At 43.7% G+C, this 20,792-nt stretch carries 17 protein-coding genes and 4 pseudogenes; 10 read left to right on the top strand and 11 right to left on the bottom strand.

Annotation, left to right across the window (positions count from 1 at the left end):
• Window positions 1-8 precede the first annotated feature (8 nt).
• The 6 genes from V7K40_RS32385 to V7K40_RS32360 all read left to right on the top strand — a co-directional run bounded on the left by V7K40_RS32385 (window position 9) and on the right by V7K40_RS32360 (window position 10,615).
• Window positions 9-1,001: a Gfo/Idh/MocA family oxidoreductase gene (locus V7K40_RS32385; RefSeq protein WP_334966974.1), complete on the top strand. Its 993-nt coding sequence runs from the start codon at window positions 9-11 to the stop codon at window positions 999-1,001.
• Window positions 1,002-1,019: 18 nt separating this feature from the next.
• Complete coding sequence (locus V7K40_RS32380) at window positions 1,020-6,455, top strand: amino acid adenylation domain-containing protein (protein ID WP_334966973.1); 5,436 nt, start codon at window positions 1,020-1,022, stop codon at window positions 6,453-6,455.
• Between the two features lie 264 nt (window positions 6,456-6,719).
• On the top strand, window positions 6,720-6,851 hold the full coding sequence (locus V7K40_RS32375; RefSeq protein ID WP_334966972.1) for a hypothetical protein: 132 nt from the start codon (window positions 6,720-6,722) through the stop codon (window positions 6,849-6,851).
• 558 nt (window positions 6,852-7,409) lie between these two features.
• Window positions 7,410-8,681, top strand: a complete 1,272-nt coding sequence (locus tag V7K40_RS32370) for a hypothetical protein (protein WP_334966971.1) — start codon at window positions 7,410-7,412, stop codon at window positions 8,679-8,681.
• Window positions 8,682-8,723: 42 nt separating this feature from the next.
• A complete protein-coding gene (locus V7K40_RS32365) occupies window positions 8,724-9,788 on the top strand; it encodes an NAD(P)/FAD-dependent oxidoreductase (RefSeq protein ID WP_334966970.1) in 1,065 nt (354 codons plus the stop codon).
• Window positions 9,789-10,222: 434 nt separating this feature from the next.
• Complete coding sequence (locus tag V7K40_RS32360; RefSeq protein WP_334966969.1) at window positions 10,223-10,615, top strand: hypothetical protein; 393 nt, start codon at window positions 10,223-10,225, stop codon at window positions 10,613-10,615.
• A gap of 569 nt (window positions 10,616-11,184) precedes the next feature.
• On the opposite strand, the gene V7K40_RS32355 is transcribed toward V7K40_RS32360, so the two are convergent.
• From V7K40_RS32355 to V7K40_RS32335, 5 genes are all read right to left on the bottom strand, one after another.
• A complete protein-coding gene (locus V7K40_RS32355; RefSeq protein WP_334967003.1) occupies window positions 11,185-11,289 on the bottom strand; it encodes a hypothetical protein in 105 nt (34 codons plus the stop codon).
• Window positions 11,290-11,310: 21 nt separating this feature from the next.
• Entirely contained in the window at window positions 11,311-11,436 is a 126-nt protein-coding gene (locus V7K40_RS32350) for a hypothetical protein (RefSeq protein ID WP_334966968.1), read from the bottom strand.
• A gap of 193 nt (window positions 11,437-11,629) precedes the next feature.
• Window positions 11,630-13,027 carry an ATP-binding protein gene (locus V7K40_RS32345; protein ID WP_334966967.1) on the bottom strand — a complete coding sequence of 466 codons (1,398 nt, stop codon included), beginning with the start codon at window positions 13,025-13,027 and terminating at the stop codon, window positions 11,630-11,632.
• 31 nt (window positions 13,028-13,058) lie between these two features.
• Window positions 13,059-14,723 (bottom strand): FAD-dependent oxidoreductase, encoded by a 1,665-nt coding sequence (locus V7K40_RS32340; RefSeq protein ID WP_334966966.1) that lies wholly within the window; start codon window positions 14,721-14,723, stop codon window positions 13,059-13,061.
• A 64-nt stretch (window positions 14,724-14,787) separates the two neighbouring features.
• Window positions 14,788-14,997, bottom strand: a complete 210-nt coding sequence (locus V7K40_RS32335) for a hypothetical protein (RefSeq protein ID WP_334966965.1) — start codon at window positions 14,995-14,997, stop codon at window positions 14,788-14,790.
• 116 nt (window positions 14,998-15,113) lie between these two features.
• Here V7K40_RS32335 and V7K40_RS32330 point away from each other — a divergent pair, with 116 nt between their 5' ends.
• A complete protein-coding gene (locus tag V7K40_RS32330) occupies window positions 15,114-15,311 on the top strand; it encodes a hypothetical protein (protein ID WP_334966964.1) in 198 nt (65 codons plus the stop codon).
• Between the two features lie 30 nt (window positions 15,312-15,341).
• Here V7K40_RS32330 and V7K40_RS32325 read toward each other — a convergent pair.
• The 4 genes and pseudogenes from V7K40_RS32325 to V7K40_RS32310 all read right to left on the bottom strand — a co-directional run.
• A pseudogene (locus tag V7K40_RS32325) lies at window positions 15,342-15,509 on the bottom strand (ISAzo13 family transposase); the annotation flags it as partial.
• 14 nt (window positions 15,510-15,523) lie between these two features.
• Window positions 15,524-15,657 (bottom strand): annotated as a pseudogene (locus tag V7K40_RS32320) (IS701 family transposase); the annotation flags it as partial.
• Between the two features lie 6 nt (window positions 15,658-15,663).
• A complete protein-coding gene (locus V7K40_RS32315) occupies window positions 15,664-15,852 on the bottom strand; it encodes a hypothetical protein (RefSeq protein ID WP_334966963.1) in 189 nt (62 codons plus the stop codon).
• Window positions 15,853-15,896: 44 nt separating this feature from the next.
• Window positions 15,897-16,115 (bottom strand): annotated as a pseudogene (locus tag V7K40_RS32310) (hypothetical protein); the annotation flags it as partial.
• A gap of 139 nt (window positions 16,116-16,254) precedes the next feature.
• On the opposite strand from V7K40_RS32310, the pseudogene V7K40_RS32305 reads away from it, so the two are divergent.
• Window positions 16,255-16,359: pseudogene (locus V7K40_RS32305) on the top strand (winged helix-turn-helix domain-containing protein); the annotation flags it as partial.
• 331 nt (window positions 16,360-16,690) lie between these two features.
• Here V7K40_RS32305 and V7K40_RS32300 read toward each other — a convergent pair.
• Window positions 16,691-17,629 (bottom strand): AraC family transcriptional regulator, encoded by a 939-nt coding sequence (locus V7K40_RS32300; RefSeq protein ID WP_334967002.1) that lies wholly within the window; start codon window positions 17,627-17,629, stop codon window positions 16,691-16,693.
• A gap of 183 nt (window positions 17,630-17,812) precedes the next feature.
• Here V7K40_RS32300 and V7K40_RS32295 point away from each other — a divergent pair, with 183 nt between their 5' ends.
• Both V7K40_RS32295 and V7K40_RS32290 read left to right on the top strand, forming a co-directional pair.
• Window positions 17,813-17,971, top strand: coding sequence for a hypothetical protein (locus V7K40_RS32295; protein WP_334966962.1), 159 nt, complete (start codon window positions 17,813-17,815; stop codon window positions 17,969-17,971).
• Window positions 17,972-18,024: 53 nt separating this feature from the next.
• Window positions 18,025-19,077 carry an aldo/keto reductase gene (locus tag V7K40_RS32290; RefSeq protein ID WP_334966961.1) on the top strand — a complete coding sequence of 351 codons (1,053 nt, stop codon included), beginning with the start codon at window positions 18,025-18,027 and terminating at the stop codon, window positions 19,075-19,077.
• 31 nt (window positions 19,078-19,108) lie between these two features.
• Here V7K40_RS32290 and V7K40_RS32285 read toward each other — a convergent pair whose 3' ends face one another.
• The gene (locus tag V7K40_RS32285) at window positions 19,109-20,005 is read right to left on the bottom strand and encodes an SDR family oxidoreductase (protein ID WP_334966960.1); all 897 of its coding nucleotides are present in this window, start codon (window positions 20,003-20,005) and stop codon (window positions 19,109-19,111) included.
• Window positions 20,006-20,792: the final 787 nt, after the last annotated feature.

Below are 20,792 nucleotides of genomic sequence, written 5' to 3'. Positions count from 1 at the left end.
AAAGAAACATGGAAAAGCCTCTATGCATTGGTATTCTTGGAGCTGCAAATATTGCAAAGCGGGCTATTATCGAACCAGTTAAAAAGTTAAAGGGGGTTGAAGTTTTTGGTGTTGCCGCTAGAGACATCGCCAAAGCTGAGAAGTTTGCCCAAGATTATGGTATTCAAGAGGTATTTCCTAGTTATGATGCTTTGGTGCAGAGCGACCGCATTGACGCGGTTTACATTCCTCTTGCTAATCACCTTCATACCCCCTGGATACTTAAGACCGCCCAGGCTAAGAAGCCGATTTTAGTTGAAAAGCCTATCTGTTTGAGCATTGAAGAGTTTGATGCCATAGAAACAGCTGTTGCAACTTATGGAGTTCCCATGTTGGAGGCTGTTATGGTTCAGCACCATCCCTGGCAAAAAAAGCTGCGGGAGATTGTGGAGTCAGGGATCTATGGAAACGTTAAATCTATCCGAACTAGCTTGACGTTGCAATTTTCTGAGGCAGAGAATCCAGGCAATTATCGATTTTCTTCAAAGCTTGGCGGCGGAGCCTTCTTTGATTTAGGAACATATTGGATTCAGCTTGTGCAAATTTGTCTAGGATTGCAGCCAGACATGATCGCCGCCCAAGCCGTATTTAACAAACCCGACGGCGTTGATTTGGCATTCAAAGCTAGTTTGGCTTTTACAAATGGTGCGATCACTGAGTTTGACTGCTCTTTTGAACGCCCTTTTGAAGCTAATCACTGGCTGGAACTAGAAAAAGCGCAGATTAAAATAAGAAATTTTTTTCGTCCACTATTTGGCATCCAGGCAATGAGCTTTGATGTGCATCACCTAGACACTGGCGAAACGGAAAAAATCAAGTTTCCGGTGCAGAATTACTATGTCAATCAACTTGAATTTTTCTTACGAGTTCTTGAGGGAAGTGAAAAAAATTTCCCTCTAAGTCAAACCCGTGAACGAGTCAAAATTATGGCAGAGATATATCGCGTGGCAATGGATTTATAAGCATGGCTGGAGGTTTCCGTGGTAGATCGCTCTGAGCAAAATAAAAAAGCGCGTTGGAAAGCCGTTCAAGCCCTCTTGACGACCTATCGCAAGGGTTTGCCCTTGCAAGCGATCGCTCGCTCGGAGAACCAATCGCTTTCCTTTGGTCAAGAGCGGCTGTGGTTGCTTAACCAGTTCGGTGGGGATAATACGGTTTATAATATGCCGTTTGCCTTTTGGATAAATGGCTCTCTGGATCTGTATGCACTGGAGAAAAGTATCCAGGAAATTGTTCGTCGTCACGACATTCTCAGAACTACTTTTTTGTCAGTCGGCGCACAAGCTGTCCCAGTCATTGCCCCAAAGAGCGATCTGAGGCTGTCAGTGACCGATTTACGACAGCTACCTCCAGCAGAGCAAGAAGCGCGGTATCAGTGCATTAGCCAGGATGAAATTAGCAAGCCGTTTGATTTAGCCCAAGGTTCGCTCTGGCGGTTTCAATTACTCCAGTTTACCGAAGAGAAATACGTACTATTGATGACTATTCATCACATTATCTATGATGGATGGTCTCAAAGTGTGTTTACCAAAGAACTCTCAATTCTTTACAAAGACTTTTCTAGCGGTCAGTCCTCATCATTACCCGACTTGCCAATCCAGTATGCTGACTTTGCTCACTGGCAACGGCAATGGCTAACCGGTGAAATTTTACAATCCCAGAGATCCTATTGGCAACAGCAGCTAGCGGGCGATTTACCAACCCTGCACCTACCGTTTGAGCTACCTCAAGCTGTGCAGACATCTAGCACAACGTACAAGGGTGAGCGTCAGCCTGTAGAATTCTCCCCCCATCTCACAGTAGCCCTCAAACAACTAGGCGATCGCCAAGGGGTGACGTTATTTGTGGTTCTGTTAGCGGCATTGAATGTACTGCTATATCAATATACGCAACAACAGGATATTATTGTTTGTTCTACCCAGGCGGGTCGCAATATAGGTAAAGTTCAGGGATTGATTGGGTTTTTCAATACAGTTGTTCCAGTACGAACCGATTTATCTGGGAATCCAAGCTTTTTAGATTTAGTGGACAGAATCCATCAGGTTGTTTTAGATGGATACCAACACCAGGATATGCCGCTACAACTGTTGGCAGACACTTCATATTTTGCCCATAAGCGGCTGTATCAGGTGATGTTAGTGTTGCAAAATACACCCAGTGAACTTCTGACGCTTCCAGGAGTACAGGTTGAATCTCAGTACCTCTCAAATGGCACCGCTAATTTTGACTTATTTTTATCCCTCATTTCCCTAGAGAAACCTGTCGATCAACTCACAGGATATTTAGAATATAAAACTGAGCTATTTACGCCCTCGGCAATTGCGAAATTATTAGAAAATTTTCAAGAGTTATTGGCAAATCTGGTTGAGAATCCCCATCAGCAACTCTCAGATTTGCCGCTGTTCATGACGGACGAACAGCAATTATCGTTATTGGCAGACCTTTCAAAGGAATCTACCAAGCCATTTGTTGGTCCCCGCACCCCAATCGAGCGGCAGTTGGCTCAGATTTGGTCAGACGTATTGGGGCGAGAGCAGATTAGTATTTATGACAATTTCTTTGGACTGGGGGGACATTCTCTGCTAGCAACCCAGGTAATTTCCCGTGTAAATACAGCCTTCGGTGCAGAGTTACCGATTCTGCCAATTTTTCAACATCCAACCATTGCAGCGCTGGCAGAGGCGATCGCGGCTTGTTTGCAACAGGAGCTTGGCATAACATCGCTCAAGATTGAGCTTGTACGAAGAGAAAATAAGCTCCCTCTGTCTTTTTCCCAGCAACAACTGTGGTTTCTAGATCGGTTTGGCAGCAGTGTTGCCTACAATCTGCCGATGGCTTTAGTGTTTACTGGTGCGCTCAAGGTCACAGCACTACACCAAACATTACAGGAAATTGTTGATCGCCATGAGAGTCTACGGACTACATTTAGCGCAGATGACGGTACTCCCTATCAGATGATTCACTCCCAGATGGCGATCGCTCTGCCTGTGGTTGACTTGAGTTCCTGGGAACCAGAAGAAGTTAGGCTGGAAGTGAAGCGTCTCCTTGTTGCTGAAGCAAACTGTCCGTTTAACCTCAGCCAAGACCCGATGCTGCGAGCCACTTTGCTGCATCTGGGTCAATCTCCTTTCTGTGTTGATGCTACAAGTTGCGATCGCCTCAATCCTTCAGAAAACCATCATATTCTCCTGCTCACCATCCACCACATTGCTGCTGATGGTTGGTCGCTCAATATCTTGCTAAAGGAATTAACAGCTCTGTACTCTGCCTTCAGCCAGGATCTACCTTCTCCTCTAACCGATTTATCAATTCAGTATGCAGATTTTGCAATCTGGCAGCGTCAATGGCTGCAAAAAGAGGTACTAGAAGAACAGTTAAGCTATTGGAAGCAGCAACTAGCTGATAGTTCGGTTTTAAATTTGCCGACTGACTACCCGCGTCCGGTAATACAGACATTTAACGGCAAAAAAGAGGTGTTGGAACTTCCTAAATTTTTGCTTGACGAACTGAAGGCACTGGCGCAACGTGAAGGTGTGACGCTGTTTATGACACTACTGGCGGCGTTTCAAGTACTGTTGCATCGCTACAGCCAGCAAGATGATATCGTTGTTGGTTCTCCCATTGCTAGCCGCAACCGTCAAGAATGGGAACCATTAATTGGTATGTTTGTCAATACCCTCGTGCTGCGTACTGATTTGGGTGGCAATCCCAGTTTTAACGAACTGCTGCAACGAGTACGCGAAGTGGCAATATCCGCTTACGCTCATCAAGATTTGCCTTTTGAGAAACTGGTGGAGGAAGTGCGATCGCAACGCGACGCCAGCCGCAACCCAATGTTTCAGGTGATGTTCGCTTTGGAAAATGCCTCAACTGCGGCGCTAGAACTGCCAGAGTTAAAGTTGGAATTAATGACAGTAGAAACCAAAACTTCAATGTTTGATTTAACGCTGAGTTTAGAGGAAACAGCAAGCGGCATCACTGGCAGCTTTGAATATAACACTGACTTATTTGATACTAGCACTATCAAGCGGATGGCGGGACATTTTCAGGTTTTATTAGAAGGTATTATTGCTAGCCCGGAACAGAGGTTGTCCAACTTGCCGTTGCTAACACCAGCCGAAGAAAATCAAATACTGGTGCAGTGGAATTGCACTCAGAGCGAGTATCATCAGGATAGATGTCTGCATCAATTGTTTGAGATGCAAGTCAAGCGCACACCCGATCAGGTGGCTGTGGTATTTGGCTTTTCAAAACTGACATATCAGCAGTTGAACACTCAAGCTAATCAGTTAGCGCATTATTTGCGCTCTTTAGGTGTAGGAGCTAATGTACTAGTCGGCGTGTGTGTAGAACGTTCTTTAGAGATGCTGGTAGGACTGCTTGGTATTCTCAAGGCAGGTGGGGCTTATGTACCGTTAGACCCGGACTATCCCAAAGAACGCTTGAGCTTTATGTTGAGTGATTCACAAGTGTCAGTACTGTTGACTCAAAATAAGTTAGTAAATCAATTGCCCGAACATAGAGCTTATGTAATCTGCTTAGATACAGACTGGGAAAAAATTTCTTACGAAAGCGAGCAAAATCCGGTTAGCGAGACAGTAGCCGAGAACCTGGCTTATGTCATCTACACTTCGGGTTCTACTGGTAGGCCAAAGGGAGTGATGGTCACTCATCGAAATTTGGTTAACGCATATATGGCTTGGGAAGATGCCTATCAACTCCGCTCTTGTACCAGTCATTTACAAATGGCAAGCTTCTCTTTTGATGTTTTTTCTGGAGATATGATTCGTGCGCTTTGTTCTGGAGCAAAACTAGTCATCTGTCCGCGAGAGTGGCTTTTAGAACCAGAAAAGCTATATAAATTGATGCAAAAACAAAAGGTTGATTGTGCAGAGTTTGTGCCACCTGTTTTGCGGAATTTAATTCAGTATCTGGAGAAAACACAGCAGAACCTGACCTTCATGAAGTTGTTAATAGTTGGCTCAGATAGTTGGTATGTACAAGAGTATCGGCAATTTCAACATTTTTTAGGTGCAGAGACTCGTTTGATTCATGGTTATGGGGTAACTGAAGCTACCATTGATAGTTTATATTTTGAAAATACTTCAATTAATTTGTTTGTTGATGGGCTAGTACCGATTGGACGGCCGTTTGCTAATACAAAAATTTACGTTTTAGACCGAAATCTCCAGCCAGTTCCTATCGGTGTTCCAGGCGAACTCTATATTAGTGGTATGGGTCTGGCTCGCGGATATCTCAATCAACCAGAGTTGACCGAGCAGAAATTCATCCGTAATCATTTCAGTCTCAGCAATGAATTAGGCACCCGTCTTTACAAAACAGGGGATCTGGCTCGCTACTTGAGCGATGGCAATATTGAGTTATTAGGACGCCTTGATTATCAGGTCAAAATTCGTGGCTTCCGCATTGAGTTGGGAGAAATTGAATCAGTGCTAGGTCAATATCCTAATGTCCAGAACGTCATGGTGGTAGCACGGCCAGAAGAGAATGGTAGCTCGGGATTGGTCGCTTACTTGACACCCCAATTTGCCGATTGTCAAATCTGGGATTTGCGTAACTACTTAAAACAAAGACTTCCGGGGTATATGATTCCCAGTGCTTTTGTCACGCTAGAACAATTTCCACAAACCCCCAATGGCAAGGTTGATCGAAAAGCATTACCTGTCCCCACGATTCTCTCATCTGCCGTATATGCCCCTCCCTACAATCAAGCAGAAGAAAAAATTGCCGCTGCTTGGCGACAGGTTTTAAATCGTGAAAAACTCAGCATCCACGATAACTTTTTTGAAGTTGGCGGTCATTCACTCTTAGTAGTGCAGGTTCATCACTTGTTGTCTTCAGATTATCCTTCCCTGAAGATTGTGGATTTATTCACGTACCCTAGCATTCATAGTATGGCAAACTATTTGTTACACCCCCTTGGTTTCCCTATTTCAACTGCAAAGCTCAATTCTCATGTCACTATTCAGCAAACAGCAAAAGGACGAGGAGTATTTGCTACAAAAAAATTTGTTCAAGGGGAAACCGTTGTCGTGGGTATCCCAATTGAAGAAGTTCTAGAACGAACAATTTATTCCTTTCAGATGGATTTTAATTTGCATGTAAACCTAGATGAGCCTGCTGTAATCATTAACCATTCTTGCGATCCAAATACTGGGGTCAGAAACAATCAATTTGGAGGATATAACTTCATTGCTTTAGAGGATATCGAAGCAGGTAAAGAGATTACCTGGAACTACGAAACCACTGAGTATGAATCAATTGCTGTGCTTGGGTGCTTGTGCGGATCTCTATCTTGTCGAGGGAAAACATTAGGATTCAAATTCCGAGAACAAATATTGCGTGATACTTACGGAGAATATATTGCAGCTTATCTTAAAATCTCAAGCAAATGATATTTATTGATGTATTTGTCTATAAACTTTTTTGAAGTTGGCGGTCATTCACTCTTAGTCGTGCAGGTTCATCACTTATTATCTTTAGATTATCCTTTCCTAAAGATTGTAGATATATTCACTTACCATAGCATTCATAGTCTGGCAAACTATTTAGTCGTCCCTGAAAAATAGATGAAAGCCAGTATTAAGAGGGAGTTCCGAGAGAGAAACTATGTGTAAGATTGCCAGAAAATCTTCCAAAGCTTGAAAAAGCAGGTGAACATGAGTGGTAATTTTGGGGAAAATAGGACACCAGTAGAAGGAATTAAACAACCTTTATTGAAGAGTCAACTAAATCTACAACATCCGTTAGTAAAAGTGGCTCTGGCTTTGGATTGGCAGTATTTTGAGTAAGAATTTAGGACAGCAACCACAACATATCTAGGCCGCCCAACATTGTCGAGTCGGTTGTTAGTGGGGCTGCATTACTTAAAAGCACTGTTTTAGCTGCTTTGCGATCGCACCCAAGCTTGGAAAACTGAAGTCCTTACTACAAGCGAATCTCTCTATTTACATTAAGGGGGGGTGAACGGAGCGCCAATCCCATATTAAACTTGCATTCTAGCTGCATAAGCTACATTTCTCTCTTGCTTCTCCTGTACTCATTAGATGAGCAATAATTATTTTTCCAAGAAGTACCTTAAAGGGTACCATCTCCTTTGGGCTGATTTAACTATAATTAGGACAAAATACTAGCTTGAGTACAAAAAACATAAATTTTGTAGTTCTTATTAGTTAAAGGTAAGCACATAACTATTAGACACCTCATTTAGAGTAAATTACTTAGTAAAACTGCTTTGAATATAGTTAGTGAAATTAAGATTTTGTCCTGTGATTTTTGAGACTGATAGTGGTGTGTTCAGTGAAAAATAGGATTAATCTTGCTTACGATCAAATTAGAGGATAGAAGTTATGGCTCTCATTGATGAAGTTAAAGAGGTTTGCTCTCGCCTAGCCTCTGTTGGCTGGCGAGACTTACTACTCCAGCAAGGGTTAGATATTACAGCAATAAACCTCCAGCAGGAATTAACTAGGGAATTACCTGCTATCAATCGTCAAATTGCAGGATTTGAAGATTTTGCCTTTGAAGGAAAACGAGCAATAGAAGCAGGAAATCCGTCTCGAAGCTTATTGTTTCATGCCTTGGCTTCACCCAATATCGTGAGTGCCAATCTAAGCGCATATCCAACGCTAGCAGAACTCGAAATCATTGAAAATTATGTTTACGGCGTGCAGCCTCCTTCTTTGCAAGATTTGCAAGTTATAGCTCAAAGACAACCATTAGCGATCGCTGTGTTTGCCTTTGAGTATCGTCCGGCATCGGAAACTGTTCACCGCCAGCACGCTGATATTTGTTTTTCGCGCACAGGTGTAGCGCGAGTTGGAACCGCTCAAGCGCTATATAATGACAAATTACGCGGATTTCTACCTGCTGTTGAAGGAGATTTAAAAGAAACTTTTCGCGTCTTACCAGCACGTTATTCTGCCTATATTGCAGTTCAACGCAACGGAAATCGAGATACCTTTGGACCGTTACGTTTTCAAGATGGAGATGATACTAAACTATTCTGGGTTCCCGTTCACAAGCTATTCAACGGCACAGAATGCATTCGTGGCTTTGACTTACAAGTAGCTTTAAATGCTCATCATGTCAATCAAAAACTACGGCGGATTCATTTAGTGTTACAAAACACAGGGTGGGATGAGCCAGACATTAGCAACCCACCATTTATTTTTACAGAAGGGATTGCTGAATTCACAACAGCGTCTGACTTTGGCACAGGGCTTTTAGTTCCAGTTGTTCACCCAAATCTGATTGAAGCAGCTACTTATCAAGGAAAGCTGCTCACCTTTAAAGTTCCACCGGATAGTCCAACCCTATCTTCTAGCCTAGCAATACCTGCGGATGAAACGACAGGAGCAAGACATGCTCCAGAATATGTTCATGTCCGCCATAAAATATTCCCTAATGGTCAAGAAGAAAATCTTAACGACCAGAAAGATGTGGAAGCGGTTGTGAAAGCAGGTGATTACGATGCTCAACATTACCTTGACTTTACAGGCGATGGGTGGATTGAAGCAATATGTCCAGAATTGGCGGTGGCAATTCCTCGCAACGTACCTGCCTATTCTTTAGTAACCGCTCCAGATTTTTTCCCTTGGTTGAAATCGAAGAAACTGTGACTTTGTTTGTTACACCAGTCAATATTCTGTTGAAACGCGGTAATGGAAGTTGGTCTAGAAGACGTGTCTAATTTTGATGTGCTTGTAGTTGGAGCTGGCCCAGCTGGTTGTGCTACCGCTATTAGGTGCACCCAACTCGGCTTAAAAGTTGTCCTGATTGAGTCAAAGCCATTTCCTCGTACACATCCTGGTGAAACATTACACCCTGGTGTAGAACCACTACTTAAACAGTTAGGAGTACTTGAGCGAGTATTAGAAGCTGGCTTTCTTCGTCACACTGGAAATTGGGTGCAGTGGTCAGGCGCAAGGGAGTTTGTCCGCTTTGGCGAAGACGATTCGGGAGTATGGCTGGGATTTCAAGCTTGGAGAGCCGATTTTGATGCGATTTTGCTTAATCAAGCCAGAGCCATCGGTGTCAAAGTTATACAACCTTGCTATGCTTCCCACTTACTAATGGATGGGTGCAGAGTAATTGGTGTTGAGACATCCCTTGGAACTTTTCGGGCAGCTAAAATCATTGATGCTGGCGGAGGTAATCATTGGCTTGCTCAAGAATTAGGGTTAGAAATCCAATATCACTCTCCGCGTCTGATTGCCTATTATGGTTATGTAACAGGGGAATGTTCAGCTAGAGATATTGCTCCAGCGATCGTTGCTGATTCCTACGGTTGGACGTGGACTGCGAAAGTGCGATGTCTACGACGGGCTACGCCTACGCAACTTTATCAATGGACGCGTTTATCATTTGGAACACAGAAAATCCCAAAAGACTGGCTCCCCAATGAATTCCTTGGATTGAAAATTTTCCAACGAATGCGAGCATCTGATGTCAGTTGGCGAATTGTTTCACAATTGGCTGGAAGCGGTTACTTTATCGTTGGGGATGCAGCAATGATACTTGATCCGACATCAAGTCATGGTGTTCTCAAAGCAATTATGTCTGGGATTTGGGTTAGCCATTCGATAGCGTCGGAATTCTTAGGTAATCTAACTGAGCTACAAGCTATTGAGCAGTACTGTTTATGGATTCATAACTGGTTTCAACACGATGTGAAAAATCTAACTAAGCTTTATGCTAACCTGCCTAATCCTCCCTTTTGGATTTGATCGAATAGCACAGCTTCTAAAGCAGCAAGAAAAATACGCTAATCATTGAGCGTCTGGGGTCTTCCCAAATGAAGCATCTGGCGTGTGGAGTGCAATGACTGTGGGAATCATAACTAATTACGCGGACTTGATATCAAGCGAAGTTTAAAAACCATTTAAACCTGAACTTACGCACACTCTACGATTCTTCTCTACGAGAGGCTTTGCCAACACCAACGCAAAGCCTCTCGTAGAAATATTGGTAGCCTGCGCCACTACGTATTTACGATAAATTAAGCTTTTCGGCAAATTTTGCGTAAGTCCTATATACTAAAAGTCACTTTTATCTTTCTTTAAAGTTCTGAATTCAAACTAAACAATCGCTAGTTAACCCAAAAATTAGTTTTATGTTTTAAAGTAGAAAGTAGTTCGATTGAAAGTGTTTATTACTACCAATGAAAGTTTTAGGTTTACTCCTGCCAGTCCTATTGGTACTAAGCACGCCTGTTATAGCCGTTGAGTTTAAAGGGCAAAATATTGATGGTAAAAAGCTGCCTGCTAAGGCTTACTATTATGCAACAGGTGGTGTCTACAAAGTTCAGGTAAGCTTTCACAACAAACGAGCGACAATTTATTTTGGTGACGGAAACCAAACAACCATAAAGTTGAACCAGCAGGTAATCACTGACTCAAACACTATTGAAGGTTTTGGAAAACTAGGGCAATATCCTGTAAATAATATATTCAGTGTTGGGTTGCTATATGGCAATGATTGGTCTGACAGCATTAATGGTCAATTGCAACTGTCCAATCCGCAAGACGGGTTATGGAGAATTAGTTTGGAGTGAATACCAATGTTAACTAATTTTCTGCCATCACAAGTTAATCAACCCAAAGATCCAAAGCGATCGCTTTCGGACAAAGTATGTAGAGAATTGCCCTTGCTACTTCCCTGAGTCAACACTCAATTCTCACAACTGAAATCAGCTTTCAAGAAGAATTACTCAAAAGTGGCTTGGTTAAAACAGGTAGATCACAGGTAAAATGCCGGAATCATCTGGCTTTTGAAAAAGCCCAGAAGATAGCAAAGGCATCAAAGGCTGGGGTATAGAAGTAGTCCAAATAAAAGTTGTCTTGAAACTGTCGCCAGTGCATGATGTTAGTTGTTTCTCTGCCTGTTTGAATTACTCAAGGGAGCTATTATTCTCAATCAGGTTGGTAATCAAACAACCATTTAAATTGCAAGTCAGCTAACCAGGTGGGAGTAAGCTTGTAAATCCAGTCGCGGAGCATACATCCCATTGCAGAGGTAGTTTGTCCAAGCTGACCAACCTAGTGAGAAGTAGTAAATACACGAGTAACTCGTTTGCTACGACTTTGCTCAAATTGACGCAACAGTCACACTACTTGGTTGCCGTTAGTAAGATTTGTAACCTAACTTCACAAGTTCAAACGCATCTTCTATTGTCATACAACCCCCTTGTCCAAGATTTGGTTGGACAGGATGTGCTGCATCTCCGATTAAGGTGACTCGACCATTTCCTCAAGAACTAGCTATTGGTTGGCGATCAAAAATATCATCTCGATAAATGCTTTCATTTTCCAAAACTTTGAGGATGGAAGGTACAGGTTCAGCATAATCTGAAAATATCAACTTTAAACCATTCAAGGAACCTCCAACTGAGTCGTCATTTTCACCTTTAGCGCTGTTGTTAAAAGCATAAAAAGAGAATTGCCCTCCTCCAATATCATGATTTCTTCATAGTTAATTTTAGATATTCTAGGATTAAATTGTACTTATATTTTCCATTTTTAGATTGTAGACTGACATGAAACACAAAATTTTTAGAGTCAAGAATAATTCATTTATTTGACTTAGGTAAGCAAATAGTGAAACAAGTTCTACCTGGCTGCGACTCAAATGAGAGTGTACCGTGATGGCGATTTTCTACAATCCGGCGAACGGTTTCCAAACCGAGTCCTGAACCATGCCCCACTGATTTAGTAGTGAAGAAAGGTTCAAAAATGCGGGTTTTAATTTCAGGTGGAATTCCACTACCAGAATCGATGATGTCAATATGGGCAAAGCGATCGCAATGGTGTGTTATAATTTCCAGCAGTCCCTTACCATCCATTGCATCTATGGCGTTGTCAATTAAGTTCGTCCATACCTGATTCAGTTCGCTGCCATAAGCAAGGATTTTAGGAAGATGTTGATCGTAATTGCGTTGTACTTGGATGCCACATTTGAGTTGATGAGCAAATAATCGCAATGTATCTTCTAAACCTTGATGCACATTCACTTCTTGCTGAACACCTTGATCTAAGTAAGTATAAGACTTCATCGCTTGCACAAGTTCGGAAATTCTCTCGGCTCCTCGCAAACCATGTTTAATCATTGACATGACTTCAAACGAGAGCGATAACCAGTGCAATCCCATTTCTCGCAATTCAGTGTCGTCGTTGCGCCAACGTTCCATGAGATCATCTAAGGTTTCTACCTCAACACCGCCTTCTGCTAAAGGTTCTGCTAATTTCCATGCCTGGTTTACACCATAATTTTCTAACCATTCCAGCAACACGGTTTCGCGATCACTTAATGTTACCGGATCTAGGCGATTATTCAAAATCGCATCATAGCCCTGATCGCGTATTCTCAACCAGTGTTGAGTATGCGCTTCCTCAACATTGCGTTGCCCATAAACTAAGTTCATTCGTTGTAACTCTAAGATGGCGGCTGGCATTTCCCCTAAAGTCCGAACGAGGGCTGCGGCTGGGTTGTTGAGTTCGTGAGCTAGACCAGCAGCAAGTGTCCCTAAAGCTGCCATCTTTTCTCGCCCACGAATGAAAGACTCTAGCCCCCGGACACGACGTTGCATAATACGGAAAATCATTCGTTCAAAATCACGATATTCATGCAGCAGTTTGCAAAAGTCTTCTCCTTTTACTTCATAAAGACTGCAATTTGTCAATGCCCGCATTGTCACAGGTACAGGTTCATCTGTGAGGACTGGAATTTCACCAAAAAAGGATGGGGCTTGATGTTGCCCGATGGGAATTTCAACTCCTTGACTGCGGCGGGTAAGATTAATTTTACCTTTGATTAGGATAAATAAGCCGTGTGCAGGATCTCCCTCATGTGCCAACACTTCTCCAGCATGGAGTTCAACCGTTTGAGCGCGATCGCAAACCCACTCCAATTGCTCTTTAGGAAGCTGTTGAAATGGGTCTAGGTTGATCAATTCTTCAATACACAACATCAATTAACCTCCTTAGTTTTTTCCGCTTCAACTAAACATTGCTCAGGTAGCGGTGAACGAATTGAATGGCGATCGAACCTTCACCCACACTGGATGCAACCCGCTTAATTGACCCGGATCGCACATCTCCGGCTGCAAAGATGCCAGGAACGCTGGCTTCTAGTAAAAAAGGTGAGCGTTCCAAACGCCAACTTGGAGGAGATTTGCCATTATGCATCAAGTCGGGGCCTGTGATGATAAACCCCTGAGCATCGCGTCGAATAACACCATCAAGCCAATCAGTTTTAGGGCTAGCACCGATGAAGATAAAAAGCGATCGCGCTGGCACAGTTTCAGTTTGTCCAGTCTTGGCATGGGCAATCACAATTTCTTCTAGATGTTCATTTCCCTTCACTTCTACAACGCTGCAACTGGTGCATACTTTGATATTTGCAGTAGCCGCAATTTGGTCAATCAGATATTGGGACATACTTGATGAGAGTGACTCACCCCGCACTAATATGATCACTTTGCTGGCATACTTAGAAAAGTGCATAGCTGCCTGTCCAGCAGAGTTTGCCCCGCCTATGAGATAAACCTCCTCATTGCTACAGGTGATCGCCTCAGTCATCGCAGCACCATAATAAATTCCTGCCCCTGTCAGCTTCTCGGCTCCTGGGACATTTAGCCAACGGTAGGAAACGCCAGTTGCAACTAAAAGTGCATGACAACTAATCTCGCTGCCATCCGCCAATTGCAAAACCCGATAAGGATCTTGCAGCCTAACTCCAGTTACTACTTGAGGAGTAAGAATCTCTACCCCAAATCGTCGCGCCTGAGTAACTCCCCGCCTTGCCAAATCACTGCCGCTCAAGCCAACAGGAAACCCCAGATAGTTCTCAATGCGTGAACTCGTGCCTGCTTGTCCGCCCGGTGCTTCACGCTCAATTAAGACCGTACTCAGTCCTTCAGAAGCGCCATAGACAGCGGCTGCTAATCCGGCAGGGCCACCACCGACGATCGCCAAGTCATAAAAGGGACGTTCTGCCTGGGTTTGTAGTCCAATTTTAGCGGCAATCTCTAAATTAGATGGTTGGATTAATCGGGAACCATCGGGAAACAGCACTAAGGGCAATTGTTGTCTGCCATCAGCTTCTGCGTATTCCACTAATTTTACTGCATCTGGCTCCAGTTCAATATCTAACCATTTATAAGGAATCTGGTTACGCGCCAGGAAGTCTTTCGCCTGATGCGAGATAGGCGACCAACGATTACCAATTACTCGAATCCCTTCAAAGGGGGGGTGGAATCCAGCTAGCCAGTCATCTAGCAAATCATCCAAAACCGGATATAGCCGTTCTTCTGGTGGATTCCAGGGCTTGAGTAAGTAATAATCAAGTCTGGCACTATTAATTGACTTAATAGCAGCATCCGTATCTGCATAGGCCGTCAGCAAAGCACGTTTCGCATCAGGAAAAATGCCTTTTGCCTGTTCAAGGAACTCCACACCTCCCATTTGGGGCATTCTTTGATCCACCAAAAATAGAGCAACTGCTTCATTCCGTAATTTGAGTTGCTGCACCGCGTCCAGAGCAGTAATACCAGAATTTGCCCGCACAATGCGGAAGCGATCGCCATACTGATGCCGCAAGTCTCGTGACACTGCTTGCAACACTTCTGGATCATCATCGACGGTTAAAATTGCAGGTTTCGCCATAACTACTGTTACTTAACGATTACAGTACCAAGCTGTTATCTTTAAAAATCTGTCGTTAAAATATCTACTGTTTAACCAGTTGCTTTAAACGAAGGTATGCCTCTTCTGGTGTCAGCGCTTCTGATTGATTTTCATTAGGTATATAAAATACCCAAGTATCTGGAAAGTAATGCACCACAAAGCTTGGAATTATACCCAAACTGATTGCTTGCTTTCCAAGTTTCTCAGCTTGTTCCTCTAAACTCAGTTGGTCATGAAATGGTTGTTTAGCCATACTTTTCATCTCCCTGTACTTTTTTTAACCCTGGAAGAACCTTCACGTTCAATATTCGGATTCCACGAATCACTTTTAAGTAATTCACCATATTCCAGAATGAGCTTGAGAATATTTTGGTATACTGCCAAAATAATTTCAAATATGCTTTTGTAGAAAATCATAAAACTATTTTGGTCATTCAGGTTAATCTGAAATTGGATTTGATAAGGGAGCAGGGCATTTCTTCTCTTGAAGTACTGGAAATCATCTCTGCTTACTGTCAAGTTGGTAGTTGGCTAAAAGCCATGATCAGGGGCGATCGCCGTCTCTAACATCTGCGATCAAAGACAAGCCTCTAGATAACGCCCCTTTGCTGAATAATTATCTACACAAGTAATACCACTAGTTAATTCTTTAATCCCTTTAGAAATAGTATTTCTATCCCATCCTAATTCCTGTTGAGCCAGTAGTTGCCCTCCATAGCCCAATCCGATGACGGTTTGTGCTTGAAAACGCCGTCTGGCAGCGATTTATACCGGATTTATGATAGCATCCCCAAGTGTAAATATTTGAATGCTTCAAAATGCCTCACATCTTCAGATAACGGCTACAGTGTTGGCAATAGTTATCTATGAATGCCACTGTGCTTACTGCTTGTCTGCGCGGCGTAACCATCACTCTTACTTACTGTTTTCGCTTTTCTCCCTGATTATACTTTCCCCGTAGTAACAAAAGAGGGATCACCAGAGTGCGTTGATAGTCCTGCTGGCTGTATGCCTTGACAACTCCTTTCAGATTGAGCAAACGGGTAATTTTATATTCCTGTCTGTAACGGGTCAGTTCTTGAGGTGAGGGATAATCTTGCTTGAGCATTTTTACGATGATCCCTACTCCATCGTCTGTAGTGCCCCGATAGACTAAAGAATTAGAACTTTCGGCGTTGCTGAATCAAAATATGAATTAGGCGATCGCTGCATCAGAAAAGAGCAGGACATCTTGAGTGTCACTGAACCATAGTTCAGATAATGTATTACTAAGCGAATAAAAAGCCTAAGCATTTCTTCTGATTTAAAATAAAAAACAGTTCTACGATGCAGTCGAGCCAGATAATGCCTAAAACGACTATTTTCTCCTTCTCCCAAAGGGAGACGCTACGCGAACAACTCTTGGCAGAAGAAAAAGGAATATAGAAAGGCTACACAAGAATATCTGGATAAATTAATAGAAACTGTACAAAAAGAACCAAGTGATTTAGGATATTAATTTGGCAAATGGACAGGAGAAAGATTAGCTACATATTTAGAAGAAAAAACGGGAATTAAATTAACAGCTTCTCAAGTGAGGAAGATATTACAGCGAAAAAAGTATGTCTATCTTTAGACAAAGTATAGTCTAGAAGCCAGAAAACTTATTGTGACAAGTTTCTCAGCCTTTTGAATTGTTTTATACTGGTTGTTGACAAAACCTCAAAAACCTTAACTTGTGGCGAATCGAACGTACCTTTGATTGGGTAATCGGCTGTCGGCGATTGGTCAGCAGACGTTGAGTTATTGCCGGAAACATCGGAGACGTTTATCTACCTTGCCATAATCCGGATCATGGTAAGACGATTAGCATAGAATTTGACCCTTCAAAACTTTTCAAACACCCTCTAAAACTTGTCTTTGACCTTAGATGCAAAAATTACTTGGGCTAACCAGACAGTCTACGCTCAGACCGTGCGTAAACGTTCAACATTTCTGATTGGTGGCGCACCGAACATTCGGGAATATTCGCGGCTAAACTGTGAGGGGCTTTCATAACCCACCTGATAGGCAGCATTGACGGCATCAGAGTTTTCGGCAAGCATTAAGCGACGTGCTTCTAATAGTCTTAGTTGCTTTTGATACTGAAGTGGACTCATTGATGTCACTAACTTGAAATGGTGATAGAAAGATGAAGGAGACATACCGGCCTGCCCAGCCAGTTCCTCAACCCGCATCGGCTTAGTGAAATCAGCCTTGATCAATTTTATTACTTCAGCGATGCGCTGCATATTGCTGCCAGATGTGGCAATCTGGCGGACAGCTTCCCCTTGTTCACCCATTAAAAGGCGATAGTAAATTTCGCCAATAATCAGTGGTGCAAGAATCGGAATATCCTGTGGCGTATCCAAAAGCCGCGTCAGTCTGAGAGCGCAATCGAGCAATGGTGTATCAACCGTGCTGACAAATAAGCCTCTAACAGAGTTCTTCTTTTTATCCTCAATCGCACTGGTTTGAGCAGTAATAATATCGCAGAGTTGACGTGGATCTAAATTCAGTTTGAATCCTAAATACGGTTGGTCTGGGGTTGCCTCAATAATAAATGCGCTCAATGGCAAATCAACTGAGACGACCAGATATTGAGCCGCGCCATAACGATAGGTTTCTTCACCCAACAACGCTTCCTTTTTCCCCTGAACAAGGATGGCGAGAATAGGTTCGCAGATACCCTGTAGTGCAGCAAAAACAGAAGATTCTCGCTGAAATTCCAGCTGCTCAATAGCTGTTTTATGAAAACCGTTCCCTTTGCCATCAGTGTGACGAGTGACTAGTGCTGCCAATTCTTTACATTGATGAGCGATCGCACTTCGGTTTTTGACTTGGTTGATGATTTCGCTCGTCACAATGTTTTTCGATTAATTTAATCATCCTCTTTTAAGCATTGTAGAACATCGATATCTATCCATAAAACTTTAATTTGGAGAATTAGGCAATAAAGCGCGAGGTCTGTGTATTCCAAACCTTTGCACTTACTCATACGATGAACACATCCAAAATTCAAATCAACCTCAATATAAGGGAAAATAACCATGTTTCATGTAGAAAATAAAGTCATTGCCATTACTGGAGCCAGTAGTGGCATCGGTGATGACACCTCATCCTTCACTCCGTCCTTTTTTGGACGCCTGATAATTTTCTCTATTCCCTTTTTCTGTCTCGTCATTTTTCTCTATCTTGAGCTTTATTAGTAGAGACAAAACACTTCCATAGACCTTTTTGTTTCAGTTAAAGGAGAAATCCCATGAGTCTCACTGCCTTTCGCACCCTTGGTCGCTCCGGCTTAATCGTCAGCCCGCTTGCCCTCGGCACTATGACCTTCGGTACTCCGCGATGGGGTGCGCCCGACGATGTTTGTGCGTCTATCTTCCATACCTATGTTGAGGCAGGCGGCAACTTCATCGATACTGCTGACGTATATGCAAAGGGTAGCAGCGAAGAACTAATCGGTGGCTATATTGCCGATCGCAGCCTGCGCGACCAACTGGTGCTTGCAACCAAATTTACCTTTCACAACGGCGAACCGGGCAACCCGAATGCGGGCGGCAACGGACGTAAGAACATGTACCGGGCAATCGAGGGATCGCTACGTCGGCTACGCACCGATTACATTGACCTCTATTGGATGCACGCCTGGGATCTAGTCACGCCTGTCGAAGAGGTGCTACAGTCGTTCGGTGATCTGGTGCGTGCTGGCAAGATCCGCTATTTCGGATTCTCAGATGTGCCCGCCTGGTATACTGCCAAGGCAGCCGCACTTGCTACAGTGCAGGGTGTTCCCGCACCGATTGCCTTGCAGCTGGAATACTCTCTCACCGAACGCAGCATCGAGCGTGAACATTTGCCCGCTGCCCGTGACTGTGGACTCGGCATCTGTCCCTGGAGTCCGCTTGCTGGCGGCTTTCTTGCTGGCAAGTACCAGCGCCAAGGCGAAGGAGCTAGCGGACAGGGACGGCTCAGTGGCAGTAATCCCTTCGGTAATCAGAAGTTTACTGATCGTAACTGGCGTGTCCTCGACACGCTTCGGACAGTTGCCACACAAGTCGAACGCCCACTGGCGCAGGTCGCCCTCGCCTGGGTTTCGGCGCAGTCTGGCATTACCTCGCCCATTCTGGGTGCTAGCAAGCTCGAACAACTGCACGACAATCTGGACTCGCTGGATATCCGCCTCACCCCGGAACAGTTCCAGGTGCTAAACCAGAGCAGTATGCTTGATCCCGCCTTCCCCTACGGCATCTTCACGAGTGAGGTGAACCGAGGGATCTTCGGTGGTACGACTGTTCAGGGATGGGGGTAACTGCTTCGGTTCATCAACAGCATAACAGACATTAGGCAATACCGACACCACCTGTTATGCCATAAACCTCTCCTGTGATGTAGCTTGCCTCCTGTGAAGCAAGCAGTACGTATACAGGAGCGATCTCTACAGGCTGTCCGGGCCGTCCCAATGGAACTGTGGAGCCAAATTTCTCAATCTTTTCCTGGGTCTGACCGCCACTGGGCTGTAGCGGAGTCCAGAAAGGGCCGGGCGCTACAACGTTGACGCGCACACCCTTCTCAATCATTTGTTTAGAGAGTGCTTTGCTGAAATTAACAATGCCTGCTTTGGTGAGCGCATAGTCAATAAGTCCCTCTGAAGGTTCATACGCCTGAATAGAAGCTGTATTAATGATGGCTGCGCCCGGTTTTAGGTGCGGCACTGCCGACTGTGTAATCCAAAATAGGGCGTAGAGATTAGTCTTAAGCACCTTATCGAACTGCTCGGAGGTGATATCGCCAAGGGAGGGACTAATACTCTGTGCGGCGGCATTGTTGACGAGAATGTCTAAACCGCCCAGAGATTCTACTGCATCCGTCACAAGTTTTCGGCAAAAATTCTCATCCGTGATATCACCAGCAAGAGCAACAGCTTTGCGTCCCGCCTGTTCGATCAGTTCTATCACCTCTTGTGCATCTGCTTCCTCACTTGAGAGATAGGAGATTGCCACATCAGCCCCTTCACGCGCAAAGGCGATCGCGATGGCACGCCCGATACCAGAATCTCCTCCAGTAATCAACGCTTTTCGATTTCCAAGCTTTCCACATCCTGTATAACTCTCCTCTCCATGATCTGGCTGAGGGTTCATCTTTTGAGCCAGTCCTGGTGTAGGCTGCGGCTGACGAGGGAAGGGTGGCCCCGGATATTGCTGACGTGGATCTTGCATCTTCAATCGCTCGTTTGTCATCTGTTGCTCCTATGAATCTGATCTGTTCAATTGTAAAATCGCTTTTTCATCGCCACAACGCCACTTGGTACAACAAAGGTGTTGTAATTAGTAACAGTTTTAAGACTCTGGCGCACTGTTTGACTCTACCTTTTAGCAGATGCTTAACAAAGCGAACTCATAAATAGCAAAACATTTAGGAGATTATTCGTTGCAATAGTAAATATCTACATTAAGTGGCGTTGCATAAATGCGGGATGAATTAGCGGTTGAAATCATTGAAAATTCCTTCTAAATTGGGCAAAATCATCCCATAATTCAGCAACGCCCATTAAGTAAGTCGATGCTAATATTTCAAGCTATATTAAAAGATTAGGACTTATGCACAAGCAACGGAAAATCGAACCACAGAGGACGCAGAGGACGCAAAGGAATAAGAGTTTGAGAGGTTTTTTTACGTAAGTTATAAAAATTTAAATCGTTGGTGCGTTGTCGCGTAGGGTAACGCACTAACGATTCAAGGCGCGACTTACTTAGTCAGAAAAACCAAGTAATTCTCCAAAAAGTTAGACAACCACATTTATAAAACTTACGCATTGACAGAAAAATCAAAATAGGGGATATGGTTTTCAGCGCTTAGAGCTTGGTTTTTTCTTCCCTGTTAAGCGATCGCAACCAAGAAAGGATGATTTCTAAAAGCTTAAAACAACCTCTAATACCAAGTTGCAATAGATAGTATTATTTAAGGGAAGTAAAATCGGTGTACAGCGATGCCTCGTACTCGGATTAAGATCATTCCTCACCTGGA

The organism is Nostoc sp., from assembly GCF_036917195.1.
Taxonomy (GTDB): Bacteria; Cyanobacteriota; Cyanobacteriia; order Cyanobacteriales; family Nostocaceae; genus Nostoc.
Note: the sequence above shows the minus strand (reverse complement) of the source record. Positions and strands in the feature narration are given on the sequence as shown.